This is a genomic window from Zhengella sp. (genome assembly GCF_041397485.1).
Lineage (GTDB): Bacteria > Pseudomonadota > Alphaproteobacteria > Rhizobiales > Rhizobiaceae > Zhengella.
Genome location: NZ_JAWKWO010000003.1, coordinates 217660 through 234647, shown reverse-complemented (window position 1 = coordinate 234647; position 16988 = coordinate 217660). Strand labels below are relative to the sequence as shown.

The 16988-nt window shown below is 61.8% G+C and carries 16 protein-coding genes and 1 pseudogene; 6 read left to right on the top strand and 11 right to left on the bottom strand.

Translation table 11 applies throughout. From position 1 onward, the window contains the following. Positions 1 to 8: 8 nt before the first annotated feature. From R3D65_RS10790 to tsaA, 3 genes are all read right to left on the bottom strand, one after another. On the bottom strand, positions 9 to 1763 hold the full coding sequence (locus R3D65_RS10790) for a sugar phosphorylase (protein WP_371275224.1): 1755 nt from the start codon (positions 1761 to 1763) through the stop codon (positions 9 to 11). A 97-nt stretch (positions 1764 to 1860) separates the two neighbouring features. Continuing rightward, positions 1861 to 2193: a DUF2293 domain-containing protein gene (locus tag R3D65_RS10785; RefSeq protein WP_371275223.1), complete on the bottom strand. Its 333-nt coding sequence runs from the start codon at positions 2191 to 2193 to the stop codon at positions 1861 to 1863. Continuing rightward, on the bottom strand, positions 2193 to 2702 hold the full coding sequence (gene tsaA / locus R3D65_RS10780; RefSeq protein ID WP_371275222.1) for a tRNA (N6-threonylcarbamoyladenosine(37)-N6)-methyltransferase TrmO: 510 nt from the start codon (positions 2700 to 2702) through the stop codon (positions 2193 to 2195). The genes R3D65_RS10785 and tsaA overlap by 1 nt, the downstream gene beginning before the upstream one ends. A gap of 127 nt (positions 2703 to 2829) precedes the next feature. Here tsaA and R3D65_RS10775 point away from each other — a divergent pair, with 127 nt between their 5' ends. Further along, positions 2830 to 3846, top strand: a complete 1017-nt coding sequence (locus R3D65_RS10775; RefSeq protein WP_371275221.1) for an ArsR/SmtB family transcription factor — start codon at positions 2830 to 2832, stop codon at positions 3844 to 3846. A 1-nt stretch (position 3847) separates the two neighbouring features. Next, complete coding sequence (metF, locus tag R3D65_RS10770; RefSeq protein WP_371275220.1) at positions 3848 to 4765, top strand: methylenetetrahydrofolate reductase [NAD(P)H]; 918 nt, start codon at positions 3848 to 3850, stop codon at positions 4763 to 4765. Positions 4766 to 5149: 384 nt separating this feature from the next. Here the strand turns inward: metF and R3D65_RS10765 are convergent, their stop codons facing one another. Next, the gene (locus R3D65_RS10765) at positions 5150 to 6388 is read right to left on the bottom strand and encodes an amidase (RefSeq protein WP_371275219.1); all 1239 of its coding nucleotides are present in this window, start codon (positions 6386 to 6388) and stop codon (positions 5150 to 5152) included. A gap of 38 nt (positions 6389 to 6426) precedes the next feature. Then, positions 6427 to 7347 (bottom strand): DMT family transporter, encoded by a 921-nt coding sequence (locus tag R3D65_RS10760; RefSeq protein WP_371275218.1) that lies wholly within the window; start codon positions 7345 to 7347, stop codon positions 6427 to 6429. Between the two features lie 135 nt (positions 7348 to 7482). Here R3D65_RS10760 and R3D65_RS10755 point away from each other — a divergent pair, with 135 nt between their 5' ends. From R3D65_RS10755 to R3D65_RS10745, 3 genes and pseudogenes are all read left to right on the top strand, one after another. Further along, positions 7483 to 8703 (top strand): alanine racemase, encoded by a 1221-nt coding sequence (locus R3D65_RS10755; RefSeq protein WP_371275217.1) that lies wholly within the window; start codon positions 7483 to 7485, stop codon positions 8701 to 8703. Positions 8704 to 8840: 137 nt separating this feature from the next. Further along, entirely contained in the window at positions 8841 to 9086 is a 246-nt protein-coding gene (locus R3D65_RS10750) for a hypothetical protein (RefSeq protein ID WP_371275216.1), read from the top strand. Positions 9087 to 9240: 154 nt separating this feature from the next. Continuing rightward, positions 9241 to 10269 (top strand): annotated as a pseudogene (locus R3D65_RS10745) (cation:proton antiporter); the annotation flags it as partial. 288 nt (positions 10270 to 10557) lie between these two features. On the opposite strand, the gene R3D65_RS10740 reads toward R3D65_RS10745, so the two are convergent. From R3D65_RS10740 to ettA, 6 genes are all read right to left on the bottom strand, one after another. Continuing rightward, the gene (locus R3D65_RS10740; protein ID WP_371275215.1) at positions 10558 to 11277 is read right to left on the bottom strand and encodes an LrgB family protein; all 720 of its coding nucleotides are present in this window, start codon (positions 11275 to 11277) and stop codon (positions 10558 to 10560) included. Beyond that, positions 11270 to 11617, bottom strand: a complete 348-nt coding sequence (locus R3D65_RS10735) for a CidA/LrgA family protein (RefSeq protein WP_371275566.1) — start codon at positions 11615 to 11617, stop codon at positions 11270 to 11272. Before R3D65_RS10735 ends, R3D65_RS10740 begins: the two co-directional genes overlap by 8 nt. Before the next feature lie 166 nt (positions 11618 to 11783). Beyond that, positions 11784 to 12401: an MOSC domain-containing protein gene (locus R3D65_RS10730; protein ID WP_371275214.1), complete on the bottom strand. Its 618-nt coding sequence runs from the start codon at positions 12399 to 12401 to the stop codon at positions 11784 to 11786. 15 nt (positions 12402 to 12416) lie between these two features. Next, positions 12417 to 13538, bottom strand: a complete 1122-nt coding sequence (locus R3D65_RS10725) for a beta-ketoacyl-ACP synthase III (protein WP_371275213.1) — start codon at positions 13536 to 13538, stop codon at positions 12417 to 12419. Between the two features lie 149 nt (positions 13539 to 13687). Then, entirely contained in the window at positions 13688 to 13876 is a 189-nt protein-coding gene (locus tag R3D65_RS10720; protein ID WP_371275212.1) for a hypothetical protein, read from the bottom strand. Between the two features lie 337 nt (positions 13877 to 14213). Then, the gene (gene ettA, locus R3D65_RS10715; protein ID WP_371275211.1) at positions 14214 to 15863 is read right to left on the bottom strand and encodes an energy-dependent translational throttle protein EttA; all 1650 of its coding nucleotides are present in this window, start codon (positions 15861 to 15863) and stop codon (positions 14214 to 14216) included. 151 nt (positions 15864 to 16014) lie between these two features. On the opposite strand from ettA, the gene R3D65_RS10710 reads away from it, so the two are divergent. Next, complete coding sequence (locus tag R3D65_RS10710) at positions 16015 to 16959, top strand: alpha/beta fold hydrolase (RefSeq protein WP_371275210.1); 945 nt, start codon at positions 16015 to 16017, stop codon at positions 16957 to 16959. Positions 16960 to 16988 lie beyond the last annotated feature (29 nt).

The window sequence follows — 16988 nt, the reverse complement described above, 5'->3', positions numbered from 1 at the left end:
CTGGCCGTTCAGCGTTCCGGGAGGATGTTGGATATCCAACGGCATTGATAGGGCGCAAGCAGCACTTCGCCACGCGGTTCGTCCACCTCCTCACCGCTGAGCAGGTCGACCCATGGCTCGTTCTCGATCAGGTTTATTCGATCCAGCGGAACCACCTGCTCGCGCGCGGTGACATTGTGAAGCGCGAAGATCGATTGTGTCCTGTCTCCGCTTTGGCGCCAGAGCGCGAAGATGCCCGGCCCGAAATCCATCGTCATGTGCGTGGCATTGGGGTGGAAGGCCTTTTGCCGCTGCCGGATGGACAGCCTGCGCATCATCTCGCTGAAGACCATGGCGCTGTCGCTTTTCGGGTCCGCCAGACGCGCCTCCAGATCCCGGTAGTCCCACTGGTGCCTGTTGATGGAGCGATTGTGCCCGGTTTTCTCCACGCGGGCGAGATCGTTTGGCGTGGCGAGCAATGAGTGGATGTAGATGCCGGGAATGCCTTCCAGTGCGAGCATGATGGTTTGCGACACCATGAAACAGTCGAACCGAAGTGACGCGCCGCCGGGTCCTGCCAACAGGGCATCCCATAGCGAGACGTTGATTTCATAGGGCCGGACAGACCCGTCCGGCATGGCCCGCATGGAGACAAGGCCGCCAATGCCGCGAATGGCTTCAATCATTGAACTCAACTGAGCGTCGGTAAGGTAACCTTCCGCTGCCCGCACGCCGATACCGTCGTGACTGGCCGTGAAGTTGAAATAGAAGGAACCGGCGGGCGATGGCGGCATGCGCCTCTGCCAACGGGTCAGCACCGAGGCATCCCCGGTCAGCAGCGCGTGCAGGGTCAAGGGCGGCAGTGGGAAGTTGTAGATGCCGTGGGCTTCGTTGCGATTGCCGAAATAGGACAGGTTTTCGCGGTTGGGCACATTCGTTTCGGTAATGAGCACCATCGCCTCGCGGCTGTAATCGGCCAGCGTACGCATCAGACGGACAATCTCATGGGTTTCCGGCAAGTGAATGCAACTCGTTCCGATCTCCTTCCAGATGAAGGCCACCGCGTCCAGCCGGATGGTGGAGATGCCCTTGTCCAGGAACAGGCGAAGCAGGCGGATGAATTCGAGCAGCACGTCCGGATTGGAGAAATCGAGGTCAACCTGATCGTGACTGAAGGTGCACCAGACGTGGCGTATTCCATTTGCGGTTTCCACCTCGCGCAGAAGGCTTTGCGGCCGCGGCCTGACAACTTGCGTCAGATCGGTATCCGGCTCCACCTCGATGAAGTAGCCGCGCCCGGGCTCCTGCCCCTGCATGTATTGCACGAACCAGGGATGCAGGCTGGAAACATGGTTCAACACAAGGTCGGCCATGAGCTTGTGATGGCCCGCGATTCCGCTCAGGTGGTGCCAATCCCCCACCTCGGCATTCACCTTGGTGTAGTCGACGACAGCGAAACCGTCGTCGGAGGTCCATGGAAAGAAGGGAAGGACATGAACCCCGTTGATCTTGTTGCCGACATGACGCGTCAGGAAGTCATCCAGCAGCGTCAGGGGCGTGTTCTCACCATCGACGAGCGTATTGGCATAGGTGATCAGAACAGCGTCCTTTTCCGACCAGACCGGGGCATTCAGCTTGCGCCGCACAGGCCGGCAAGACGAAGCGCCCCCGTCCGGCCAGAACGCCTCCAGCACGCGTTGCGCCAGTTCGCTCGCGTCGCACCGGGGATAGATGAAGGCGAGGTGAGCCTCCAGGCGGGTACGCAAAAGGGCGGGAAATGGCATGCAGTCAAGATCCTCAATAGTCATTGTGCTGCAAATTTAAGCGCATTCCCGTCCGGATTAAAAGACGTGCAGAAAAAGCCCTCAAGCGCCCATTTGTTCAGTCCCTAATGTCCTCATCCTCATCCGGACTGTCTGGATCGAGCAGGCGCGTCGCACGCCAGAGGGTCAACTGCTCATTGATCGCATCGGCTGTGAAATGGCGCGCGCTTTCCTTATCATAACCACTGTCTCGCAAGTCGTCATAGTCGGTATAGCGATGGCGCACATGGGCAATGGTGGCAAGCCAGACCGCAATGGCCGGCGGCAGATCGCGCATGTGCCGCGCCGAAGACGCCGCGCGAATGGCCTCTATATCCGCATAGGGCGCCATTGGCAGGAGTGCCGTCAGCGCTTTTGCGATAGCTCTCTGGCGGCCGGTGCGCGCCGCCATCAGGCAGGCGCTCCCGCCCGTCCCGTTTCAGCATCCGGCACCGCGTCGATTGCAGGAATGTATGGCTTGATGTCGATGACCGGCGTGCCGTCCAGCACATCAATGGCATCCAGGTCCAGGATTCCTGCATCGGCATTCAGCTTCGTCAGACGCACGACATGGAGACCGACCGGATTTGGCCGGGCGGGCGACCGCAGCGCAAAGACCCCCTTCGCCGCTTCCGCATGGCGCGGATGCTGAACGACGAGATTGCGCGGCGAATGATGAAGCCATGTCAGGATGACGACATGCGAAACACCCTCAAGCCCCGAGAGCCCCGCCCTGTAAGGCCCTGCAAGGACAAGCCGCGCCGGTTTTCCGGCTTCACGCGCCCGGGTGAGGTTGCGAGGACATTCCTTGCGATCCCTCCACGGCGATTCCACATGCCCGATGAAAACCACATGGCCGTCGCCGGCCTCCTGCGCAGGATCGAAAGAGAGCGCCTGCTCCCCCTGCCGCTGCTCAAACATATATCTCCTCCTTCCGGAAAGAACGCACGACGCAAGCGGAAATGAAAATGCCGCATGCGGAACATGGGGCTTGTGCTGTCGGCAAAAATGACATAAACATATCTTTATATCTTTCTCGGAGTTCGACATGCTGACCAGGACGCGTATATCGCTGGACAACCTTGTTGATACACTCAAGGCCGCCGCCGAATCCAGCCGCCTGCGGATCCTGGCCTTGCTCTCGCGCGGCAACCTGACGGTTTCCGATCTGACCGAGATCCTGAACCAGTCGCAACCCAGGGTTTCGCGCCATCTCAAGCTGCTGATGGAGGCCGGCCTTGTCGAACGGTATCAGGAGGGCTCCTGGGCATGGTTCAGACTGGCCGACACGGGAAGGGCCGCCGATCTTGTGGAAACGCTGATCGCCCGCCTCGACATGGCCGACCTCCAGGTCGAACGGGATCTGGAACGGCTGGCGACAGTCAAGGCGCGGTTGCGCGAACAGGCAGCGGAATACTTCGCCCGCAACGCTGCGGATTGGGATGATCTTCGCCGCCTCCACGCCCCTGATGAAGCGGTCGAGAAGGCTCTCGTATCAGCCGTGGGCAAAACCCCGGTTCAAACCCTGCTCGATATAGGCACCGGCACCGGCCGCATGCTGGAACTGTTCGCGCCGATCTATCTTCGTGCGACGGGTATAGATGCTTCGCGGGAAATGCTGGCGGTGGCGCGGGCCAACCTCGACAAGGCCGGCATCACCCATGCCCAGGTCCGCCAGGGCGACATTCTGGCCCTGCCGGTGGACCGGGAGAATTACGACCTCGTGACCGTTCACCAGGTGCTGCATTATCTCGACGAGCCAGGACGTGCCCTTGCCGAGGCAGCCCGCGCGCTTCGCCCGGGCGGGCGTATCGTGATCGTCGACTTTGCACCCCATGCCCTTGATTTCCTGCGTGAGCACCATCACCACATCCGCATGGGCTTTTCCGACCAACAGATCGCGGACTGGCTCGACAGCGCCGGCCTCGACATGGCCGCGGCCGCGGAAATCGCAGCGCCCGGCGACAATCCCGCACAACTCACCGTCAAGCTCTGGATCGGCCAGGATCGCCGGACATTGGTTGCCGACGCCTCACAAACCCAGTCCTCACCGGAGATCGCCTGACATGGCCTCGCCCCGCTTCACTCGCACACCCCACGCTGACCAGCCGCTGAGCGTGTCCTTCGAGTTCTTTCCGCCGAAGAATGAAAGCATGGCTCAGCGTCTCTGGGAGACCGTTCAGCGCCTTGCCCCGCTCCGTCCGGATTTCGTTTCCGTCACCTATGGTGCGGGCGGCTCGACGCGGGAACGCTCCCTCGATGCCGTCCGGCGCATCATCGCCGAGACGGACCTTGACGTTGCAGCTCATCTGACTTGCGTCGATGCCACGCGCGAGGAGGTCGATACCGTCATCGACGAATTCGTGGCATCGGGCGTTCGCCGCTTTGTCGCCCTGCGCGGCGACCCCGCCGCCGGCGTCGGTGCCCAGTTTCAGCCGCACCCCTCCGGTTATGTCAACGGAGCCGACCTGGTGCACGGGCTGCATGCGAAGGGTGACTTCGATGTCTATGTTTCGGCCTATCCGGAAAAGCACCCGGAAAGCCCCGATTTCGCAACCGACATCGAAATGCTCAAGCGCAAGGTGGAAAACGGCGCAACCAAGGCCATAACCCAGTTCTTTTTCGACAACGACAATTTCGAACGTTACGTGGAACGCGCCCGCCGCGCAGGCATCTACATCCCCATCGTGCCGGGCATCCTGCCGGTCCACGCGTTCACGCAAGTGGCCAATTTTGCCGGACGCTGCGGCGCCAGTATCCCCCAATGGCTCGCCGATCGCTTCGAGGGTCTGGAACATGACGCGCAAACGCACCAGCTTGTGGCTGCGGCTGTCGCGGCGGAGCAGGTGCTTGACCTGATGGAACGCGGCGTCGACGACTTCCACTTCTACACGATGAACAAACCGGATCTTGTCTTCGCCGTGTGTCACCTGATCGGAATTCGCGCCAATACACCGAAACAGCCGGGCGCCAAGGCAGCCTGAGGCCGGCACGCGGAAAATTGCACGGATGCCAGTTACGAATCGGCATCCGCTCAGATGTGGCGTTCAATTTCAGGCTAGTCCGACAATCGCCTGCTCAGTCAGGGTACGACACCGATAACGAGCAGACCGATGAAGGCAAACGCGGCGAAAAACACGAGCGCATTGAGAGAGCGGGTCAGTCCCATTGCGATGTCCTCCTGTTTCTTTCTGCGCCTTGAATCTAGCCTCTTGCGTTCGATGAACAAGCAAATTCGTTGCTGCACTGCGGCGGAACGAACCGGGAAAATCACTGACCGTTGAGTCAACCTGCTGTAAATATGCGCCCTTCCCCAGCTCCAGGCGTGTGAATAAATTTTTGTTTCCCTGACCGGATCCTGGCAACGGTCACAGCAGGCGCCCGGCCCAGTTCGCCACGGACAGCAACAGCTTGTCACGCCCGAAGCGGCCAACCATCTGGACGCCAAGCGGCAAACCTGATTCCGTTTTCAGGCCGGGCAAATTGATGCAGGGATTGCCGGTCAAGGTCCACAGCTTGTTGAATTTCGGATCGCCCGTGGTCTCGAGTCCCTTGGGTGCAGCTCCTGGCGCCGAAGGCGTCAGCAGGACATCCACATGCTCGAAAAGCGCTGTTGCCGCCTTGCGTGCCCGGCGCGCCACCGAGCGCGCCTTGTCGTATTCGGGGGCGGGAATGGCTGCTCCGCGATCCAGGCACTCAAGGAGTTTCTGCGACAGCTGTGCCCGGTCATTGAGATGCTCGTGACACAGTGCCTGCGCGGCCTCGTAGTCCTGGATGACCGCATGGCAGTTCCGTGCATCCGTGAGGATCGCGGGTTCGACGATTTCGACAACGGTCGCGCCCGCATGGTCGAACCGGGCTGCGGCATCCTCGACCGCCTCGCGCATGAGTTCGTCTGCTTCATCCCAGATGGCCGTGCGATAGAGGCCGATGCGGATCTGTGCCGGATCAACAGAGGCCGGTTCCAGATCGCGATCCAGGATGCGCGCCGCGAGAAGGGCCACATCATCGACGGAAGCAGCAAAAAATCCGGCTGTATCGAGCGTCCAGGAAAAGGTCTTCATGCCGGTGGCCGGCGCCAGCCGGAAACCGGGCTTGAAACCGGCTACACCGCAAAACGCGGCCGGGCGAATCACCGAACCGCCGGTCTGCGTGCCAAGTGCCGCCGGGATCATCCCGGCAGCCACCGCCGCTGCCGACCCGGAAGACGATCCGCCTGGCGTATGCCCGGGATTGTGCGGATTGACTGTTGGCCCCGGGCGGAAGAACGCGAACTCGGTCGTCACGGTCTTGCCGATCACGCTTGCGCCGGCCTTCCGTGCCATGGCGACAATGGCGGCATCGGATCGCGGCTGCCACCCGGCATAGATCGGGGATCCATATTCGGTCGGCAGGTCGGCGGTATCGAAAATGTCCTTCACGCCGAGCGCAATGCCGGCCAGGGGACCGCTTGCCGGCTCAGCCAGCCTTTCCCGCGCGGTCACACAGGAAAAGGCACGCAATGTGCTGTCGCCGGCCTCGATGGCGTCAAGACTCGCCTCCAGCGCCACCCGCGCAGTCTTCTCGCCAGCCGCAACGGCATCGCAAATTTTTCGAACCGACAACATGGAAAACGCCCCCTCCCGGCAGTTGATCTGAACATGCTCTATCGCCGTCGCAACAGCCTCCCGTCAATGGTGACGAGACCCGTGGTGATGAGAACCAGCCCCGCCAGTTCGAACGCTTCGAGCCTTTCCCCCAGGAAGACGGCACCCAGCACGATGGCTGAAGCAGGCACGACAAGCGTGACGAGCGAGGCATTGGTTGCGCCGGCAGACCCGACAATCCTGAAATAGAGGATATAGGCGAAAGCGGTCGACAAGAGCGCAAGCGCTGTCACAGCGGCCCAGGTCTGCGCGCTCACGGCGAGAAGCCCCTCCGCGGTCACAACAAAAGGCATGACCGGAAGCATCACCAGTGCCGAAAAGGACAATTGGCCGACAGCGATATGTGATGGCGCGATCCCCTTCAGGCTACGGGCGAAAATCGCAGCGAAAGCATAGGAAAGTGCAGCGCCCATGATGGCGAATTTCGCCCATGCGGGCCCCCCGACACCGGCGATTGCCGAAGGGCCGACCATGATGGCGGCGCCGGCGATGCCCAAGCCGATGCCGGCAAGCTTGTTCGCGGAAATCTTTTCGTCCCGTGTCAGCATCTGCGCGGCAATCACCGTCCAGAAGGGCGTCGTCGCATTGATGACGGAGGCCAGGCCTGCGCCGATCGCCGTCTGTCCCGTGAAGATCAGGGAGAAAGGAATGACATTGTTCATGACCGACAGCATCAGCAACCGGCCGAGCATGCGTCGGTCTGCCCGGAACCGGTGCCCCGCCAGCAGCAGAAACAGGTGCAAGGCCATGGCCGCCAGCGAGACACGGAAGAAGACCAGCGCCAGCGGATGAAGTTCGGCAACCGCGATACGCCCGAAAAAGAAGGCAGCACCCCATACAAGGCCGAGAGTGAGCAGTTCAACCCAGTTGCGTGCGCTCATCAGCAGCGGGCTTGCGTCCAGTTCGGATTTTGCTGTCATGCGGAATCTCCCTGTCGCAACCGTTGCCATCGCAACGCGAAAAGCGCCACCCGAAACCTGCGGCACAGCCAGCCCCTTGTACCGTCACCGAGGCCTGTTAGGCTCCACCGAGGAGAGCGGAAGGAAAAGAACCCGATGCAGACCTTCAACACGGCACGTGAAGCCGCACTGGAATTGCGGCCGGATGTTCCTGTCTATTGTTTCCGTCCCCGTGTCTTGAAGGCCGATGCCCTTCGCTTCATGGGGCTGTTCCCCGGCCGCACAGCCTATGCGGTAAAAACGAACGGCGAGGACATGGTGCTGAAAGCGCTTGCCGAAGCCGGCATGGATTGTTTCGATGTGGCTTCCCCGGCAGAGATCCGGGCAGTCCGCTCGGTGTCGCCCGACGCCGAAATGCTCTACATGCACCCGGTCAAGGCCCAGTCGGACATCCGCCTGGCGCTTGAGGACTACAGGATCCGCATCCTGGCCGTCGACCATGAGGACGAGGTCGCAAAGGTGACCCGGATTGTGCGCGCGCTCGATATCGCCCCCGGCGACATCACCGTCTTCGTGCGCCTCCAGACAAAGGGGCACGCAGCCTATGAACTGTCCAAGAAATTCGGGGCAGCGCCGGCCCATGCCGTCGAATTGCTGCAGCGTCTCGACAGGATCGGTTACAAGGTCGGGCTGTGCTTTCATGTCGGCAGCCAGATCGAGGATCCCGACACCTACGAACGCGCCCTGCGCTCGGCCGACTGGGTGCGCAATCGCGCCGGCGTCGCTCTGGCAGGTCTGGATGTCGGCGGCGGCTTCCCGGCGGAATATGGCCACGACCCGCGCCGCAAGGCGCCCGACATGCCGTCGCTGGAAGACCTGATGGCCCGCCTGCGCGACGATATCCGCGAATGGGAATTCAATTCCCTGCCGCTGGTCGCCGAACCGGGGCGTGTCATTGTTGCCCGCGCCTTTTCGCTCATCGTGCGCGTGCTCATGCGCAAGGGGCGCCGGCTCTACATCAACGACGGCATCTGGGCTTCCCTTTCGGACAGCTGGACCGGCAAGATCACGCTTCCTGCGCGCTTCATAGCCGATCCGGCGATTCGCCACCGCAATGGCGACCCGCAGAAAATCGTGCCCTTCAAGGTCTGCGGCGCCACCTGCGACAGCGTCGATATCCTCTCGCGCCCCTTCTGGTTACCGGAAACCGTCGATACGGGGGACTGGATCGAGATCGGCCATATCGGGGCCTACTCGCTGTCCTTGCGGACGCGTTTCAACGGGTTCTACCCCGACACTTTCGTGGAAGTCGAGGAACCGTTCGACCACGGCGCTGCGCCGGAAGGCTTCGCTAGCCTTGAAACCATGGCGGACTGACGGTTTCCGGCGAGCGTCAATTCGCCACCTTGCGGGGATCCTTCCTCGCCCTATCTGTTGGTAAGGTTCGTTTCTTCACGAAACAAGTTTCCGTGCAGCAACGAGAACATTGCCCAGAGGGCGACAGGAGGGGTGTCATGCCCAAACTGGTACGCTTCGTCATCGTCAATTCCGCCATCGGCATCGTCATCGGATGGGCCGTGGCTTTCGGCGTGGTCTGGTTCAACATTGGCGGTTTCGGAGACCGTTTCCTGCACTCACACGACAAGCCGATCATCGCGCTCATCATGGCGCTTTCCTTTGGTATTACCTTTGGATTCGGCTTCCTGACCACGGCCGTCCTGCTGCTTCCGACCGACAAGGACGATTTCGACCGGATCTGAAGGAACAGCGTTTTCGCGCCCTGCGTGAGAACACGCCTCCATTCCGCCCGTATTGCGTTATGTTTGGACCTGCGGCGATTCAGATCGCCGATGCAGGACCGAGGAGACGCAATTGGAGCACGCGCATACCGCCTTTCCGCTGATCGAAATTGCCATGGTGATCACTGTCGCCGTGCTGCTGGGTCTCGGCCTGATGCGGATCAAGCAGCCGCCGCTGGTCGGTTTCATCCTGGCCGGCGTCATCATGGGACCGACAGGCTTCGGCTTCATTGCAACCTCTGACAATGTCACCGCTCTGGCGGAAATGGGCGTTCTGGTTCTGCTGTTTTTCATAGGCACCGAGATATCGCTTCGCGCCTTTGTGCTGTCACTGCGCCCGGCCGTCATCGTTGCAGGCGGTCAGCTCATCGTTTCGCTGGGTATCGGCTATTTGATTTCGCTGATGACCAATACCTCTCTGGCCGAGGGCGTGGTGCTCGGCTTCATCATGGCATTGTCTTCCACCGTTGTCGCCATGAAGATGCTCGACGACATGGGCGAATTGCGCGGCAGCGCAGGCAAGATCACGGTCGGCGTGCTGATCGCCCAGGATATCGCGGTCGTGCCGATGCTGATCCTGACCAGCGCGCTGGGCGGCGAAGCGGCAAGTGTCGGCGTCATCGCGGCCAAGATTGCCTTCGCAGTGGTCTTTCTTGGCGCGCTCCTGTGGTGGCTGGGCCGGCGTGGCAAGTTGATCCTGCCCTTCGCGGCGCAGTTGGAAGACAAGGTGGAACTTCTGGCTCTGGGCGCGCTTGCGGCCTGTTTCGGCGCAGCCGCCCTGTCCGGCCTGATCGGCCTTTCTCCGGCCTACGGCGCCTTTGTGGCCGGGCTCGTCATCGGCAATTCAAACCTGCGCGCCCGTGTCATCCCGGTCATCGAGCCGATCCAGAGTGTCCTTCTCGTCGTTTTCTTCCTGTCCATCGGCCTTCTGATCGATCTCGGTTTCATCGCTCTCAACTGGGTGGATGTGATCAGCGTGTCCCTGCTCGTCATCTTCGCCAAGACCGTGCTCAACGTGTTCCTGCTGCGCCTGACGGGTCATGACCGCGACACCTCGCTGATCGGGGGCCTTTCCATGGCGCAGATCGGCGAATTCTCCTTCGTTCTGGCGGCCGCAGGCCTTGCCAGCGGCGTCGTCAGCTCCGGCAACTACCGTCTCGCCATCGCGGTTATCGCCATCACGCTTCTGCTTTCCCCCGCCTGGATGTCGATCATGCATCGTATCGAGGATCTCGCGTCCGAAGGCTATTCCTCTTACCGCGAGGCGCTGGCGGAGGCCTATCACCACGAAATCGAAACGGCGGAGGAAGGGCTCTGGTGGTTACAGGTCCGTCGCCGCGCCCTGCGAATGGCCCGGACAAAGCGCCGCGCCGCACGCGAAGCCAGGCGCAACGCCAAGCCTTTGCCGGCGGAAAAGACCCAGGGTGGGCATTCAGCCAGCCAGGAACAGCCAGAGCAGGACGAGCAGGCTGGTCAGCGCACCGTTGAGGCCCATGGCGATGCCGGCGAAAGCACCGGCCGTGTCGGAAACCTGGAAGGCCCTGGCCGTTCCGATCCCGTGTGAGGCGACACCGGCGGCAAATCCCCGCGCAGCGAAATTCCGGATGCCAAGCAGGTTCATCAGCGGCGTGACGACGATCGCGCCCGTAATGCCGGTGAGTATGACGAGACCGGCAGCCAGGGCAGGCCAGCCGCCCAGTGAACGTGCCAGTTCCATGGCGATGGGTGCCGTAACCGATTTCGGTGCCAGGGACGCCAGCACTGGCGTCGGCGCCCCCAGCAACCAGGCGATGGCGACCGCCGAGCCGGCCGCGGTCACCGATCCCGCCAGGAGTGCTGCTGCCATGGCGCCGAGATTGCGGCGCACCAGGGTGAAGTTGCGCCATAGCGGAACCGCCAGCGCAACCGTGGCCGGCCCGAGCATGAAGTGGATGAACTGCGCACCGTCAAAATAGGTGGCGTAGTCCGTTCCCGTGGCCAGCAACAGCAGGGCGACCAGAGCAGCCGAGAGAAGTACGGTATTGGCCAACGGGTGCCGGTTGAGCCGCTCGGCCAGCATATCGGCTGCGACATAGGCAAGGAGCGTGATCGTCAACCACAACAGCGGCGAGGCAGCGAGATAGACCCAAAGATTCGAAACCGGCTCATTCATCGCAGCCGCCCTCCCCGCCCCTGGCAAAGAGCAGAAACACGCCAACGGTCACCAGCAGGGTCAATATCGTGGAAACAACCACCGCCAGGACAACCGCCAGACCGAAACGCGCCAGGACATCCCCGTATTGGACGATGCCCACGGCAGCCGGAACGAAAAGAAGCGAAAGATTGCGCAGGATCGCTCCCGAAACGGCATCGAGGCTCTCGCCAGGCTTGCCGCGCCACAGAAGCCACAGGAACAGAAGACCCATACCAAGAACCGGCCCCGGAAAACCCGTTCCGGGATAGGCCAGGCGAAGAGCTGCCACGATCGCCTCACCGGCCAGCTGACAGATCATAAGCCCGGCCAACGCCGCCGGAATGGAAAACCCGCCGGCCCGTGTTCTTCCTGTCATCGCCTCCATCCTTTCAAGGAAAAGGATGAACGGAGATACACCCCGCGTCTACAGGAACAAATGAAAAGGAACCTTTTTCGTAACGTAAAAAATGGCGATGCGGCATTTCTCAGCCGCGCCACACCCACTGCTCCGGAATCATCACGCTGGCACCAGCGCCCGCCTCGACCACGCCAGGCTTCTCCACCCAGGCCGTCAGGCCGCGCAGCCGTTTCGCCGCCTTGGCAAAAAGCAGCGAGGCATTGGCTATATCGTCCATGCCCGCGCGCTCGGCAACCCGCTTGCCGGCAATCCGGCAAGGACCATTCTGGTCATCGATCTTCAGCGTCGCGCCGCCGTCGAGGAAGATCAGCGTCCCGCGCGGCAGCATGGAAAGATGCTCGACGCCTTCGAGCACGATATTGGAACCGATCCAGCCCGGATCAATGGCGGCCAAGCCCATGCGCTGTGCAACGACCGCCAGTTCGCCGGGCGACACGATGGTGACCTGCCGTTCGTTCCGCATCTCCGTGCCACGCTCATACCAGGGCTCGCGACCGCCCGAACAGCGGTACTGGCCGTTATGGTGATCGCCTTCGATGCCTCCCCAGTTCAGTGTCAGGCGCTCGGCGGGCCGGGACTCGAAGTCGCCGCCATCAGCGATCAGAACGGAATGGACGACTGCACGGATGCGCCGACCGGGCACGATCTCCATTCCGTGGATGTCGGGGAAGAGCGGTTCGGTCATCGGCCTGCCTCACATTTACATTTTTTCCAGGAGTGCGCTGCCGATGGAATAGCCCGCACCGAAGGCACAGAAAAGGCCGCGCTCGCCGGCTTTCAACTCGTTCTTCGTGGCGTCGAAAGCCACCACCGCCCCGGCACCGGCCGTATTGCCAAGCCATGACAGCACCATTGGCGCCCGCTTCTCGTCGGCCTCATGCCCGAGGACGAGCTTCAGTATCATGGCGTTCATCCGCCCATTGGCCTGATGCAGCCAGTACCGGCGCATGCCTTCCGGGCTTTCGTCATTATCGGCCAAAAAATCGCGGATGAAGCGGTGAGCGGCAACGGTGACTTCCTTGAACACCTTGTTGCCGACCTGCGTGATGAGTCGGCCCTCCATGTTCACGACATCGAGTTCCTCCTGCGCCGCCCGGTTCAGGAAACCGAAATTGGAGCGGATGTTGGACGACATTTGCGTCCAGACCCGTGTATCCAGGATTTCGTAAGCGCCGGGCCTGGTTTCCCCGTCATCGAGCGCTTCGATGACGAGCGATACCGAAGCGTCTCCGAATATGAAATGCGTTTGCCGGTCCTTGAAATTGAGATGCCCGGATATGATTTCCGGCGTCACCACAAGCACACGCCGTTGGGCGCCGGAGCGTACGAGGCTTGCCGCAAGGTGGATGGCGGCACCGGCGGATGAACATGCCAGGTTCATGTCGAAACCGGCCCCGCTGCAGCCCAGTTCCTGCTGGATCTCGATGGCCACTGCCGGATAGGGCCTCTGCTGGTGCGAGGCTGAACAAATGACGAAATCGATGTCTTCGCCCTTGAGTCCGGCATCGGTCAGGGCCTTGCGCGCAGACTTGCAGCCGAATTCGGCCATCAGCGAGAGATCCTCGTTCGACCGCTCCTCGAAGCGTGGCGCCATACGTTCGGGATCCAGGACGCCCTCGGGATCCAGCATCCGCCGGGCCTTCACGCCCGAGGCGTATTCGATGAAGTCGGACGAGGAATAGGGAAGCGGTTCAAGTCCGGCGGCGAGGCGCTTCGGGTTTTCCCGGTCGACCCAGGCGTTGAAACTGGCAACGAGTTCGTCATTGGTGACGCTGCCCTCCGGGATCTCCGCTCCGGTTCCGGTAATCGCGACGCGCGGCATATAGACAGGTCCTTCCAGGCGAATCCATTTTTTTCACGAAGAGGATAGCGTCAAAGCATTGATGACTTGCAAATCGCTCTTGGCTGGCAGTTACAGCACAAGGATTCAGGCACGAGCATGACATGCCGTGCAAGTCCCTTGAAGCACCTCTATGAACTCGATCCGGAATGCTTCTTCCAGTCGTCGGCAATCCGCAGCACGAGCCCGGCGAACAGCGCTGCGATGATCATGTAAGCCGGCGCGGCAACGAAGACGAGTCCGGCCTGCGCATTCTCACCCGCCGGGAAGATGAACGTGCCAAGGAATGCCCAGGCCCAGAAAACGAAAAGCAGTGCCATCGCAGCCAGGGCAATACCCCGGAAAAGCGGCCTGGAAAGCCGCCTGCCGACGAACCAGAGGATCAAATAAGGCAGACACAACAGGAGGGACGCAATTCCGATCCCCGCAAGCCACGTCATGAAGGGCACATCGGAATCGCTGGGCCATATCGCGCTGGCGATTGACAGGACCGCGAACAACGCGGCCGCGACATGAAATACGCGGTTGTCCACCAATGCCGACACGCCCGGTCTCCTCGCTGAATTTCAGGCACCGTTTCCCGATAACCCGCACAAGCCCGGAAGAAAAGGCCCGGACGAAACCGTCCAGGCCCATGTTCCCGCGATACCGGCTCGCTCAGCGCGTCAATCGCTTGTAGGTCACACGCTTCGGATTGATGGAATCGGGACCGAGCCGGCGCACCTTGTCGGCTTCGTATTCCTCGAAATTGCCTTCGAACCATTCCACATGGCTGTCACCCTCGAAGGCGAGGATATGCGTGGCCAGCCGGTCGAGGAACATGCGGTCGTGGCTGATGACGACGGCGCAGCCCGCGAAATTCTCCAGCGCGTCTTCCAGCGCCGCCAGCGTTTCGGTGTCGAGATCGTTGGTCGGTTCGTCAAGCAGGATGACGTTGCCGCCCTCTTTCAGCAGCTTGGCCATGTGCACGCGGTTGCGCTGGCCGCCCGAAAGCGTGCCCACTTTCTGCTGCTGGTCGCCGCCCTTGAAGTTGAACGAGGAGCAATAGGCGCGGCTGTTCACCTCATGCCTGCCAAGCTTGATGACATCGTTACCGCCGGAGATCTCCTCCCACACGGTCTTGTTGCCATCCAGTGCATCGCGGCTCTGGTCGACATAGCCGAGCTTCACGGTCTCGCCGACCCGGATCGCGCCGGAATCGGGCTGTTCCTGGCCGGTGATCATGCGGAACAGCGTGGTCTTGCCTGCGCCGTTGGGTCCGATCACGCCGACGATGCCGCCGGGCGGCAGCTTGAACGACAGGTCGTCGATCAGGACACGGTCGCCATAGGCCTTGGTGATGCCCTCGGCCTCGATGACGACCTGACCGAGCCGCTCGCCCGACGGAATGATGATCTGGGCATCGCCCGGACGGCGCTCGCTGGCCGCCTTCACCAGTTCGTCATAGGCGCGGATACGCGCCTTCGACTTGGCCTGCCGTGCCTTCGGGCTGGAGGCAATCCACTCGCTCTCGCGCGCCAGCGCCTTCTGGCGGGCGGCCTCTTCGCGGCCTTCCTGGGCCATGCGCTTCTGCTTGGCTTCCAGGTAGGCGGTGTAATTGCCCTCGTAGGGAATGCCGCGGCCCCTGTCGAGTTCGAGAATCCAGCCTGTCACATTGTCAAGGAAGTAGCGGTCATGCGTGACCATCAGGACCGAGCCGGGATATTCGCGAAGATGCTTTTCCAGCCAAGCGATGGTCTCCGCGTCCAGATGGTTGGTCGGCTCGTCCAGCAACAGAAGGTCGGGCTGCGAAAGCAAGAGCTTGCAAAGTGCCACGCGCCGCTTTTCGCCACCGGAAAGATTGTCGATCGTGGCATCCGGCGGCGGACAGCGCAGCGCTTCCATCGCCATTTCCACCTGCGAGTCGAGGTCCCACAGGTTCTGTGCATCGATGATGTCCTGGAGTTGCGCGCCCTCTTCCGCCGTCTCGTCGGAATAGTTCATCATCAACTCGTTGTAGCGATCGAGAATGGCCTTCTTCGCGGCCACGCCCTCCATCACATTGCCCATGACGTTGAGCGCCGGATCGAGTTCGGGCTCCTGCGGCAGGTATCCGCAGGTCGCTCCTTCGGCCAGCCAGGCTTCGCCGGTGAATTCCTTGTCCAGCCCGGCCATGATCCGCAGCACCGTGGACTTGCCGGCGCCGTTCGGCCCCAGAATGCCGATCTTGGCATCCGGATAGAAGGACAGATGGATGTTCTCCAGCACCTTCTTGTTGCCATACGCCTTGTTGAGGCCGGACATGTGGTAGATGAACTGGCGCGCCATGGCGTCACTGCTCCGTTTGGAAACTGACGGGAAAGATTGCCTGTCACATAGGCGAAACGGGCTTTCGGAGCAATGGGGGCGCGCCCGATCGACGCCGGGCGCCTGTCACACCGTGCTTGACGCAGTCACGTCCGCCGCGCACTCTCTCGCCATGACAGCCCGTCCGTTCACTGCCCGCACACTTGCCTCGCCCACCGGCGCGACCCTGAACCTCTACCACCGGGAAGCGGAAGGTGACCCGGTGGGCGTCGTACAGATCAATCATGGGCTGGCCGAGCATGCCGCCCGCTACGCGCGGTTTGCCGATGCACTCGCCCGCGCCGGCTTTCATGTCTATGCGCAGGATCACCGCGGTCATGGCGCAACCGGCGTTCCCAATACCCCGCAGCGCATGTTCGCCTGGAAGGACGGCAGCCAGAAGGTGATTGCGGATGTCGACATGGTCCATGACCTGATCGCCGGACAGCACCCGGACCTGCCCGTCATCGCCTTCGGCCACTCCATGGGTGGCCTCATAACGCTGAACTATGTCGCGAAGCATGCCGGCAGGCTCGCTGGCGCGGCCGTCTGGAATTCGAACTTTTCCGCCGGGCTGCTTGGTCAGGTCGCGCGCGCGATTCTCGCCTGGGAACGGTTCCGCCTCGGCTCGGACGCTGCTTCGCGGATCCTGCCCAGGCTCACCTTTCAGGCCTGGAACCGGCAGTTCGATCAGGCCCGCACCGGATTCGACTGGCTGTCGCGCGACGAGGCGGAAGTGGACAAATACGTTGCCGACCCCCTGTGCGGATGGGATGCGACAGTCGCCATGTGGCAGGACCTCTTCGGCTTCATTTTTGCCGGCGCAGACGACGGGAACCTTGCAGCCATTCCGCGCGATCTGCCCTTTCATCTGCTCGGCGGCGAAAGGGATCCGGCCACCGATGGCGGCAAGGCCGTTACGCATCTTCGCGACCGACTGCAGCGTCTTGGTTTTGCCCATGTCGAATGCGCCATCCTGCCCGGGACCCGTCACGAGAGCCTCAACGAGATCAACCGCGAAGAAACCACGCAACGATTCATCGACTGGGCCAGAAGAACCGCCATGCGGCAAGGCTGAAAGCCGGTGGAGCCTCACGCCGTCATCTG